Raw genomic sequence first — 11,057 nt, 5'->3', positions numbered from 1 at the left:
GGAGGGGAAGAACCGATGAACGCAACCATCCGCCGGACAGTGGTCGGCGCGGCGCTCCTCACAGCGCTGCTGGCCGCGACCCCGGGGGTGTCGTCCGCGGTTGTCAGCACCAACAACAATGCCACCATTCACGGCGTGCTCGAGCCGTCCCCGGTCCCGGTCGCGGCCGGTGCCGAGGACAACGGATCGATCACCGCCGCGACGGCCACGGGGATCGGCGTCGGGGGACGCCGGGCCGTCACCACCAACGGCGTCCTCGGCGACGGGCCGCACGGCTCGCTCGGCGACAAGACGAACGACTTCGACTTCTACCAGGTGACCGGCCAGGCCGGGCACACCCTGACCGTCGGCACCGACGGCTCACCCGCTGCCACCAACACAGTCGTCGGCCTGTACGACGCCGCCGGCCAACTGCTCGCCTCGGACGACGACGGCGGCGCGGGTGCGCTGAGCAAGCTCCAGTTCCCGATCCCGGCGTCCGGCACGTACTACGTCGTCGTCGCCGGGAAGAGCGCGGCCGGGGACTTCCCGGGCGACCCGCAGAACTCCGGCAGCGGCCTCGGCGGCGCGGACACCGGAAGTTACGAACTCCTGATCGCCGCGGCGCCGATCGACCGCGACTCCTACTCCGTCAAGCTGACCGCCGGGGACGTCTTCGGCGCCGCGCTGACCAGCTCCGGCGACCGGCTGACACTGCTCCGGCCGAACGGATCGGTTGCCGTCAGCACCGATCTGCACAGCCTCGGCAAGCTGCCGGCGTCCTCTCCGCTGCCGCGGGGTGCGGTCGATCTGGCGTACGTCGCCGAGCGGACCGGCTGGTACACCGTGACCGTCACCGACGGTTTCGGCCCCTACGAGCTGAAGCTCAAGACCGTTCGCCCCGGCGTCGACAAGGCACCGCAGACCGTCTTCCTGGACTTCGACGGCGGCGCGATCGACCTCGCCCCGCTCGGCGGCACCGGCGTCCGGCAGCTGTCCGGCTTGGCAGCCTACCTACCGAACTGGGGGCTGACCGCGGCCGACGAGGCGGCTGTCATCGCCAAGGCGACCGCGACCGTCCGGGAGAACCTGCGGACGGACGCCGTCCGCGCCGGACACGACGTCAACCTGCGGATCCGGACCAGCGCCGACAGTGCGGACCTCTTCGGCAGCCCGAACGTGACTCGCGTTGTCATCGGCGGCCGGACGGCGGAGTCCGGGATCGGCCGGGTCGGCACCGCGCAGTCCGTTGACCCAGGCAACTTCGCCCACGAGGAAACCGCGCTGGTCCAGCTCGATCGCGTCAGCGCGGCCGCCGGCCCGCTCAGCCTGAACACCTACCTCGGGACGACGTCCGACCGGATCGCCTTCGTCGGTCGCGCGCTCGGCAACCTGGCCGGCCGCGAGCTCGGCGCGCTGTACGGCGCCTTTCCGACCGACCCGGCGACGCCCGCCACTCTCATGGATGCCGACGGCAACTTCGCGGGGCTGTACGGCGTCGGAGTGGACGGTGTCGGCGGGACGGCGGACGACGTCGACGTCGATTACGGAACCGACGCGTTCAACCCGGCCACCGGTCTGACCGGCAGCCAGCCCGCCCTGACCGCCATCGGCTGGGGAATCGCCTTCCCCTGCTGAGCTGACAACGTTTCCGGCTAGCCAGCGGGTCATGTCCGGTTAACCGAACAGCGACCTGCTGGCGACCCCGGCACGATGAATTGGAGTCGTGACCGGATCCCGGCACCGCGATCGTCCGGATCGCGCAGAACGCTTGTGAGGAAGGGAATTCCCCAAATGCGTTTCATCCGTACCGCTCGTACCACCGCGATCGCCGCCGCGGCCGTCGCCCTGGTCGCCACCTCCGCGCTGAACGCCCACGCGGACCAGCCGTTCACGGCTGACGGCAACGACATCGTCCTGGTCGGCTCGGACACCAGCGAGAACGTGCTCAACGACCTCGCCGCCGTCTACAACGGCCGGACGCCGGCCCCGTCGGTCAAGATCCAGACCTTCGACGCCACCGGCTCGGCGACCATCGTCACCCGGGCCGGCCAGACCGCCATCACCCGGCCGAACGGCTCGGGCGCCGGTATCAACGCCCTGTGCGGTAACGCGTCGATCTCCGCGGCCCGCTCCTCGCGCGGCCCGGCGACCGGCGACTGCGCCAACCTCGCCTTCCTGCCGTTCGCCAAGGACAGCGTCCGCTGGGCCGCGCACTCGGGCGTCACCGGCGTCACGTCGCTGACCGACGCGCAGCTCGAGGGCATCTACAAGTGCACGATCACCAACTGGAACCAGGTCGGCGGCCCGAACCTGGCCATCCTGCCCCTGATCCCGCAGGCCGGCTCGGGGACCCGCAGCTTCTGGGCCACCCAGGTCGGCATCTCGGCCACCAGCCTCCCGGCCTGCGTCAAGGACAACGTCGGCGGCGCCCCGGTGCAGGAGCACAGCTCGGCTCCGGTCAAGGCCAACGCCGGTGCGATCGCGCCGTTCTCGGTGGGCCGGTACAACCTGCTCACCGCGACCGAGAAGAGCGGCACGTTCCTGGGCGCCATCGGCACCGGCGCCACCGACTACGACCGCAACCTCTACAACGTCGTGAAGACCGTCGGCGGCTCGGTCCCGGCCGACCTGGCCGATGTCTTCGGCGACGGCTTCGGCTTCTCCTCGCTGGGCGGCACGCCGTACATCTGCGAGGACGCCGACACCGACCCGGCCACCACCACCGCCGGTGACGTCGTGCAGGCCAACGGCTTCCTGCCGCTGGGCGACGCGGCCAACGGCGGCACCTGCGGCGTGCTCTGACGCCAGTACGCACGAATCCCGGGTGGGCGCGGAGCTGCGCGCCCACCCGGGCTCGTTTCATGTCCAGTTCACCTTGCGGACCCGGCGCCGTACCGCCATCTGGACACGCTGACATCGTTGCAATCCTGGGGAGGGACGTTCCTGTGCGGACGCGGAAACTCACGCTGATCTCGGGTGTCTTCGTGCTGGCGCTGCTCGCGCCGGCCGCGGCCTTCGACTTCGCGACGGCGGCGCCGTCGCCACAACCGGCGGACGCGGCGGTGTTCGCGGATCCGTCGCAATCGCCGGTGACGCTGACCCGCGGGTCCGGCGACGTCACCGTCAGCCGGACCGCGGATCTGAGCCGGCAGGCGATCACCGTGTCCTGGAAGGGTTTGGACCCGTCGGGGTCGGATCCCGGCGTCGGGGTGACGAACCCGGTCCTGGTCATGCAGTGCCGGGGCGCGAACCCGGCGCGGGAGGACTGCTGGATGGGATCGCTGAACCTCAACGGCGACGCGTCCGGTCTGATCAGGCTGCAGGCTCGCGGGACGCATTACGCGCCGACCGAGACCTCGGACTGGTGGCAGAACCCGGTCAACCCGACCGGGCGGTTCCTCGGCGTCCCGTTCAAGAAGGCGAACGGATCGCCGCATGCGATTCAGAACGCCAACGGGACCTGGGCGACGCTGCCGATGGCGGCGGCCGCGGACTCGGGCGGTCTGATCGTGCCGATCGACGACTTCACCCCGGGCACGCGAAACTTCCGGCGCGGGCTGACGCAGTCCGATGGGACGGGCGCGGTCCAGACCTGGCTGAACACGGCCGCGGAGAACCCGTCGCTGGGTTGTTCGGAGACCGTGCCGTGTTCGCTGGTCGTCGTACCGGTCAAGGATCGGCCTTGCCTGACCGCGGAGGACGGCGTACCGGCGGCCACGATCAACACCTGCCGGGGGCAGGTCGGCAAGGCCGGGATCGCGAACTGGCAGCTGCTGGCGAACTGGTACGAGCGGTACGTGTTCAAGCTCGCGTTCAGCCCGAGCCTGCCGAACTGCGCGGGACGGAGCGACGAGGCCAAGTTCCTCGGGTCCGAGCTGACGGCCGAGGTCATGCGGCGCTGGGTGCCGGCTCGCTGCCAGGCGTCGAGTACGGCGGCGCTCGACTTCACCCGGGCCTGGGAGCCGGATGCGTTGCGGCAGCTGGGTCAGCGGGATCCGGCGTCCGCGTCGAAGTACGCGGCGGACGGCGCTGTCGTCACCGAGCCGGCCGGGCCGGACGATCCGGTGGCGAGTGACCGGAAGACGGCGTACGCGCCGATCGCGGTCTCCGGGTTCGCGATCGGGTACACGATCGACAAGCGGCTGGACGGGAAGATCAGCCCGGTCACGGCACTGCAGCTGAACCAGCGGTTGGTCGCGAAACTGCTCACGCAGTCGTACGGCGGGTTGTTCAAAGGGCTGAACGGGTTCGCGGTGAATCCGAACACGGGGACCAACCCGGCGAACATCTTCCGGGATCCGGAGTTCCAGGCGCTCAACCCGGGGGCCGCGGACTTCGGCGGCGCGAGTGCCGCGGCGGGGACACAGCTGGCGATGCCGGTGTTCCGGACCGACGTGCTGCTCGGGGTGACGCGGTGGATCTGGGCCGACCCGACCGCGCGGGCCTTTCTGCAGGGACAGCGGGATCCGTGGGGGATGACGGTGAACGAGGCTTACCGCGGATGGCAGCTGCCGACCGATGACTACACCTTGCGGGACGGCTGGCTGGCGCCGGCGAACAGTGGCGTGTGGAGTGGCTTCGCACCGCAGTCGCTGTGGGCGCAGAACACGAACTCGTGGGCGAACGGCGCGGATGTGACGATGTCGGCCTGGCCGCTGACGCAGTCGCCGCAGTTCGCGAACAGCAGTGATCCGCTGAGCCCCGTCGTACCGAAGCGGGAGGTGGCGCAGGAGTTCGGGACGCGGAGCATGTTCACGTTGTCGGCGACTTCGGAGCTGCAGAAGACCGGCGTACCGATTGCGGACCTGCGTAATGCGGCGGGGGAATACGTCGCCCCGACCGCGGAGTCGATGGGGTACGCGCTGGACGGCGCTACGCCGGACCAGAAGTCGGGTGTCTGGACGCTCGACTACAAGTCGATGGACCGCCGCGGTTATCCGGGCACGCTGATCAGTTACGCCGCCGTCCCCACCTCCTCCTTGCCGACCACGCTGGCCAAGCGGTACGCCGACAACCTCCGCTGGCTGGCCACCGAGGGGCAGGCGTACGGCCAAGAGGCCGGGCAGCTTCCTGACGGCTACCTCTCCCTGCCGCAGCCCATGCGCGACCAAGCCACCAAGGTCGCCGCAGCCGTCGAGTCCCAGTCCGGCACCCCGCCCATCCCACCCGGCCCGCCCGTCCCGAACCCGACCACGCCGCCCACCCCCAACCCGACCCAGACCACGCCGCCACCGGACACCCGGACCGGCGGTGACGACACCACCCCCACGCCCAACCCGACCACGCCCACTACGCCGGGCACCTCCACTCCGCCCCCGCCCGGCGCCAAACCCCAAGCCAACAAGCCCATCCAGCCCGTAGCCGCCACCACCCAGGGCGACTCCCTCGGCTGGCTCGCCTGGGGTCTCCCCGCCCTCCTCGCCGCAGGCCTGGCCGCCGGCGTAGCTTCCCCCGCCATCCGCCTCATAGCCCACCCCACCCACCCCCTCCGCCGCTCCCTGGGCAGCCTTCTCCGCAGAGCCCGCCACCGTGGCTGACTCACCCCTACCCAACCCCTGGTCGAGAGAGGAACTGTGATGACGAGCGTTTTGCCTGTGGTTGGGGATGCGGAGACTGTGGTGCTGCCCGCGGTGGCGGGTGGGAGTGTTCTGGCGAGTGACGAGGTCTCGGCCTGGTTCGGGAGTCACAAGGTGCTGGCTGGAGTGACTTTGCGGATGGAAGCCGGGCAGGTGACGGCGCTGATCGGGCCGTCGGGGTGTGGGAAGTCGACGTTCCTGCGGATCCTGAACCGGATGCACGAGCTCGTCCCGAGTGCGTCGCTGGCCGGGCGGGTGTTACTGGACGACGAGGACATCTACGAGCCGGAGCGGCGGATCACCGAGACCCGCAAGCGGATCGGGATGGTGTTCCAGAAACCCAACCCGTTCCCGGCGATGAGTATCGCGGAGAACGTGACGGCCGGGCTGAAGCTGACCGGCACCCGGGTGCGGGGCAGCGAGCGGACGGCGCTGATCGAGGAGTGCCTGACCAAGGCCGGTCTCTGGAAAGAGGTGAAGGACCGGCTGAACTCACCCGGCGGCGCGCTGTCCGGCGGGCAGCAGCAGCGGCTGTGCATCGCACGCTCGCTCGCCGTCCGCCCCGACGTCCTGCTGATGGACGAGCCCTGCTCGGCCCTCGACCCGACGTCCACGCGCCGGATCGAGGAGACCATCCACGACCTGCGCCGCGAGGTGACGATCGTGATCGTCACGCACAACATGCAGCAGGCCGCCCGGGTCTCGCAGACCTGCGCGTTCTTCCTCGCCGAGCAGGGCACCCCCGGCGTGATCGTCGAATCCGGCCCGACCGAGCAGATCTTCTCCACCCCGGTGGACTCCCGGACGGCGGACTATGTCGAAGGACGGTTCGGATGATCACCCGCAGCGAGACCTGGCGGATCAAACTCATCGCGACCTGGGCCTGCGCCGCGCCACTCGGCGTGATGGCACTCGTCTTCGCGGCCGGCAACACCGGTACGCCGAACCAGCTCGTCGTCTACTCCCACGACCTCGCCGGCGTCCTCGACCGCCCAGCTGACCTCCCGCCCGGCCCCGGCGCCGGCGGTCAGCTCCCGGTCCAGGACCCGCCGCAGATCGACGTCCCGGTGACGGGCACAACCGACGGGCAGGTAGCGCCGATCCCCGGTGTGTCCGGCGAATCCGGCATCCCCGGCACCGTGCTGGCGGCGTACCAGCGTGTCGCGGCCGATCTCGCCACCGCCGCGCCGGCCTGCCACCTCACCTGGCCCCTGCTCGCCGGTATCGGCAAAGTCGAGTCCGATCACGCGAGCGCCGGCAAGGTCGATGCCCAGGGCAACACCCGCGGCCGCATCCTCGGCCCGGTGCTGAACGGCGCACCCGGAATCGCCGCGATCGCCGACACCGACCAGGGCCGTTACGACGGCGACACCCAGTGGGACCGCGCCGTCGGGCCGATGCAGTTCATCCCGAGCACCTGGTCCTCCTTCGGCGCCGACGGCAACGGTGACGGCCGCCGCGACCCCCACAACATCTACGACGCCACCCGCGCCGCCGGCAACTACCTCTGCTGGGGTTCGTCGAACCTCTCCGACCCCCAAGCCCTGGTCCAAGCCGTCCTCCGCTACAACCACTCCATGGACTACGTGTCCACCGTCCTCCGCTGGATGCAGTCCTACACCCGCCAAACCATCCAGGTCCCGGACGGCGACGGCGTGATCCCTCCGCCCGCCACCGACGACGGCAACGTCGCGAAGCCCCCCGTGGACGTGGACCCCACCCCAACCCCGCACCCGACCCCATCCGGTCCGGCCACCCCGACGCCGCCCGAGGTCACTCCGCCCCGAGTGACCCCGCCGACCGTCACGTCCCCGCCGCCTGCCACCCCGCGCCCGCCTCAACACTCCACCCGGCCCCCAACCCGCCCCACTCCCACCCCAACCCCGACTCCCACGCCAACTCCGACTCCCACCCCGACCCCAACCCCGACGCCCGACCCGGAGACGCCCACGCCGACGCCGGAAACCTCCACCGAGACCCCCTGATCCACCGGCGGCAAGACCGGGGAAACACGCCTGGGGTTGGGTGCGGGCAAGCGGGTGGGCCTACGCTCAAGGGGTGACCGAGCTGGTGGTGTTGGTGGATGAGCAGGGGCGTGCGGTGGGGACGGAGGCGAAGGCCACTGTTCATCACGGGGCGACGCCGCTGCATTTGGCGTTCTCCAGTTATGTGGTGGACGGCGCCGGGCGGGTGTTGTTGACGCAGCGGGCGCTCAGTAAGGCCACCTGGCCTGGGGTTTGGACCAATAGTTGCTGCGGGCATCCACTTCCCGGCGAGCCGATCGCGGACGCCGTCGTCCGGCGGCTGTCCGACGAGTTGGGGATCGGCGGGGTCGAGACGGAGCTGGTGCTGCCGGGGTTCCGGTATCGGGCCGAGATGCCGAACGGGGTGGTGGAGAACGAGCTGTGTCCGGTCTTCCGGGTTCGGTGGGAGGGGACGCCGAGGCCGGCGCCGGCCGAGGTCGAGGACTATCGGTGGGTCGAGTGGTCCGAGATTCGGGGTGTCGACGGGTTGTCGCCGTGGGCCGTGTTGCAGCTCGACGAGTTGGATGCGCTCGGGTCGTCGCCGGCTGACTGGCCGGTGGGCGACGAAAACCTGCTGCCGCCGGCGGCCCGCCCCTGATACAACGGTCGGGACACCAGGAGGGGGAGTGCCATGGTGGACATCCGACCGGTCGAGACCGACGCGGACTACGAGGCCTGGCGGCAGGTGCGGATCGCCGCGCTGCCGTACGAGCGCTGTCCCAGCGTCGCCGAGCTGCGCGCTCAGGAGGCTCCTGGCCGGCTGCTCCTCCTCGCTGAGATCGATGGTCAGGTGGTCGGCAACGGCCTTCTCGACCGCTCGTCGGAGTCCGATCGCGCTGCGGTCGCGCCTCGGGTCCGGCCGGAGGCGCGGCGTCAAGGCGTCGGTACGGCCCTGCTGCGGGCCCTCACCAAGCAGGCGCTTGCCCAGGGCCACACTGTGGCCGGGACGACGGTTGACGACGACGGATCGTTCGCGTTCGCGCAACGGTTCGGGTTCACCGAGTCCGGGCGGCAGGTCGAGCAGGTGCGCGCGATCGGCGCCGAGCCGAGCCCGCCCGCGCCGACGGCGTACGAGATCGTCTCGGTCGCCGAGCGTCCTGAGTTGTGGGCGCAGGCGTACGACGACGTCGCCGTCCCGACCTTCCCGGATATGGCGACCCGGTCGCCGCTCCAGGTGAGTGCCGCGGAGTGGGCGACCGAGTGGATCAACGACCCGGCCGCGATGTTCGTCGCGATCGACGGTGACCAGGTGATCGGCGTCGCCGGGCTGATGATCGACACCGATCAGCCGCAGCGCGCCGAGGTCGCCTACACCGCCGTCCGCCGCAGCCGCCGCGGCCAGGGCATCGCCGCGACGCTGAAGCGGACGAGTATGGCCTGGGCCGCCCGGAACGGGATCACCGAGATCTACACCTGGACGCAGGAGGGCAACGCCGACATGCGCCGGCTGAACGAGCATCTCGGCTTCCGCTACGGGATCGTCAGCATCGACGTCCGCGCGGAGCTACCCCTGCAGTTCGCGGAGTAGATCGGCCCCCGACCAGGCCCGGCGCTTGGTCTCGGCGGCGCGGATCAGCTCGATCAGCCGCGCGTTCACCGGCGCCGTCCGCCCGAGCGACTCGGCCAGCCGGACGACCTCGCCGTTCAGGTAGTCGATCTCCGTCGGGCGCCCGGCCTCGAGGTCCTCCCACATCGAGGACCGGGCCAGCGGATCGATCGCCAGCATCGGCGCGGCCAGTCGCCGGAACAAGAAATCGGGCAGCCGCAGCACACTGGGCAGCCGCCGCATCGGCACCCGCAGGATCTGCGCCGGCTCGATCTCCGCGACCGCCAGCAGCTCCAGCGCCTCGGCCTGCGCCGCGGCGAAACAACGCCGGAACGCGCGCTGCGACAGCTCGTCCCGCAGTGGTACGTCGGACAGCGCATTGACCGGGTTGTTCAAGTTGAGCAACAGCTTCGACCACTGCACCGGCAGGATGTCGTCATGCTGCTGCAACGGTAGCCCGGCCAAGATGAAGGCATCCTCGGACGCCGCCAACGCGCCATCACTCTGGACGTCGAGCAACCCCTCCGTGCCCTGGTGAAAATGCCCGTCGCCGCGATTCACCACGTTGAACGGAACCATCCCGGTCAACACGGTCTGCTCGGTCAACCGCGCCTTGAGCAGCTCCCCATTCCGAATCCCGTTCTGAAAGCTCACCACCACCGCACCCGGCTTGAGCACCCCGGCCAGCTCGTCAGCCGCCGTCGCCGTAGCGGCCGACTTCACCGTGACCAGGACGAGATCGGCGTCCGCCGCGGCCTCCGGCGTCGTCTCGTACCGCACGTCCGCGGCCGAAACGCCCAGCGACGCACCCAGATAGTCGGTCAGCCGGAGCCCGTGTTCAGCCAGGACGGCGGCCATCCGCGGCCGGCCCACGAACGTCACGTCGGCCCCGCCCGCGGCGAGCCGTCCGCCGACGTAACACCCGATCCCACCCGCGCCGTACACCGCGATCTTCACGCGAACGAACACTAATGCAGCCGGACCCGGGGATCGAGGACGGCGTACGCGACATCGACCAGGATGTTCGCGATCACGACCGCCACCGACGCGAACAAGACGATGCCGATGATCACCGGCAGGTCCTGCTGGTTGATCGCGGTGACCGCGGTCTTGCCGAGCCCGGGCAGGCTGAACACGGTCTCGATGACGACGACGCCGCCGACCAGCTGGCCGAGATCGATCCCGAACTGCGTCACCACCGGGGTGAGCGCGCTGCGCAGCCCGTGCCGGACGACGACGCGGCGCTCGCGGATCCCCTTCGACCGCGCCGTCCGGATGTAGTCCTCCCCGAGTACGTCGAGCATCGACCCGCGGGTCAGCCGGGTGTACGTCGCGGCCAGCAGCAAGGCGAGCGCGATCCACGGCAGCACGAGATGCTGGAACCACGCCCCGATCCCCGCGCTGAGCGGCTGGTACCCGCCGGCCGGGAACCAGTCGAACCCGGACATCGTCAGCCGGAAGTACAGGAAGTACAACAGCAGCAACCCGAGCAGGAACGACGGGAACGAGTAGAAGAACAACGCGAACAGCGTCAGCCCGCGATCGGCGAGCGACCGCGGATGGGTCGCCGACACGACCCCGTTGAACACGCCGAGACTCAGCCAGAGGACGGCGGCGCCGACGGCCAGCGAGACCGTGATCGGCAGCGCCTGCCCGATGATCGTGGTCACCGGGACCTGGTGGTAGTAGTCGTAGCCGAGGTCGCCCTGGACGGCGTTCGTGAGGAAGTTCAGGTACTGCTTCCAGATCGGCAGGTCGAGCCCGAGCCGGTGCTGGACCAGCGCGATCGTCTCGGGGGTCGCCTGCCGGCCGGCCAGCGTCTGCGCGACGTTGCTGGGGGCAACGAAGAACAGGCCGAAGACCGCGATCGAGATCAGCCACAGGACGAGCAGGCCGTGGCCCAGCCGGCGGAGCAGGAACAGTGCCATC

Annotated in this window: 9 protein-coding genes; 7 read left to right on the top strand and 2 right to left on the bottom strand. The window is 70.3% G+C overall.

Translation table 11 applies throughout. The features are described from left to right. Positions 1–15: 15 nt before the first annotated feature. From ACZ6ZD_RS23855 to ACZ6ZD_RS23825, 7 genes are all read left to right on the top strand, one after another. Positions 16–1,617: a PPC domain-containing protein gene (locus ACZ6ZD_RS23855; protein WP_465675602.1), complete on the top strand. Its 1,602-nt coding sequence runs from the start codon at positions 16–18 to the stop codon at positions 1,615–1,617. Positions 1,618–1,773: 156 nt separating this feature from the next. Continuing rightward, positions 1,774–2,784: a PstS family phosphate ABC transporter substrate-binding protein gene (locus tag ACZ6ZD_RS23850; RefSeq protein ID WP_465675600.1), complete on the top strand. Its 1,011-nt coding sequence runs from the start codon at positions 1,774–1,776 to the stop codon at positions 2,782–2,784. 143 nt (positions 2,785–2,927) lie between these two features. Further along, entirely contained in the window at positions 2,928–5,519 is a 2,592-nt protein-coding gene (locus ACZ6ZD_RS23845) for a hypothetical protein (protein ID WP_465675598.1), read from the top strand. Between the two features lie 39 nt (positions 5,520–5,558). Next, entirely contained in the window at positions 5,559–6,395 is an 837-nt protein-coding gene (locus tag ACZ6ZD_RS23840) for a phosphate ABC transporter ATP-binding protein (protein ID WP_465675596.1), read from the top strand. After that, positions 6,392–7,543 carry a lytic transglycosylase domain-containing protein gene (locus ACZ6ZD_RS23835; protein ID WP_465675594.1) on the top strand — a complete coding sequence of 384 codons (1,152 nt, stop codon included), beginning with the start codon at positions 6,392–6,394 and terminating at the stop codon, positions 7,541–7,543. Before ACZ6ZD_RS23840 ends, ACZ6ZD_RS23835 begins: the two co-directional genes overlap by 4 nt. Before the next feature lie 73 nt (positions 7,544–7,616). Next, positions 7,617–8,180: an isopentenyl-diphosphate Delta-isomerase gene (gene idi, locus ACZ6ZD_RS23830; protein WP_465675592.1), complete on the top strand. Its 564-nt coding sequence runs from the start codon at positions 7,617–7,619 to the stop codon at positions 8,178–8,180. 33 nt (positions 8,181–8,213) lie between these two features. Continuing rightward, positions 8,214–9,110 carry a GNAT family N-acetyltransferase gene (locus ACZ6ZD_RS23825; protein WP_465675590.1) on the top strand — a complete coding sequence of 299 codons (897 nt, stop codon included), beginning with the start codon at positions 8,214–8,216 and terminating at the stop codon, positions 9,108–9,110. Here the strand turns inward: ACZ6ZD_RS23825 and ACZ6ZD_RS23820 are convergent. Next, on the bottom strand, positions 9,087–10,085 hold the full coding sequence (locus ACZ6ZD_RS23820) for a 2-dehydropantoate 2-reductase (RefSeq protein WP_465675588.1): 999 nt from the start codon (positions 10,083–10,085) through the stop codon (positions 9,087–9,089). The genes ACZ6ZD_RS23825 and ACZ6ZD_RS23820 overlap by 24 nt on opposite strands. A gap of 11 nt (positions 10,086–10,096) precedes the next feature. Then, positions 10,097–11,056: an ABC transporter permease gene (locus ACZ6ZD_RS23815; protein WP_465675587.1), complete on the bottom strand. Its 960-nt coding sequence runs from the start codon at positions 11,054–11,056 to the stop codon at positions 10,097–10,099. Position 11,057 lies beyond the last annotated feature (1 nt).

Source organism: Kribbella sp. NPDC104218, from assembly GCF_055584105.1.
This window is presented reverse-complemented; position numbering and strand designations above follow the sequence as displayed.

Coding starts and splice junctions, on each gene's coding strand:
- ACZ6ZD_RS23855 (WP_465675602.1), top strand. CDS start 16: ATGAACGCAACCATCCGCCGGACAGTGGTCGGCGCGGCGCTCCTCACA.
- ACZ6ZD_RS23850 (WP_465675600.1), top strand. CDS start 1,774: ATGCGTTTCATCCGTACCGCTCGTACCACCGCGATCGCCGCCGCGGCC.
- ACZ6ZD_RS23840 (WP_465675596.1), top strand. CDS start 5,559: ATGACGAGCGTTTTGCCTGTGGTTGGGGATGCGGAGACTGTGGTGCTG.
- ACZ6ZD_RS23835 (WP_465675594.1), top strand. CDS start 6,392: ATGATCACCCGCAGCGAGACCTGGCGGATCAAACTCATCGCGACCTGG.
- ACZ6ZD_RS23825 (WP_465675590.1), top strand. CDS start 8,214: ATGGTGGACATCCGACCGGTCGAGACCGACGCGGACTACGAGGCCTGG.
- ACZ6ZD_RS23815 (WP_465675587.1), bottom strand. CDS start 11,056: ATGGCACTGTTCCTGCTCCGCCGGCTGGGCCACGGCCTGCTCGTCCTG.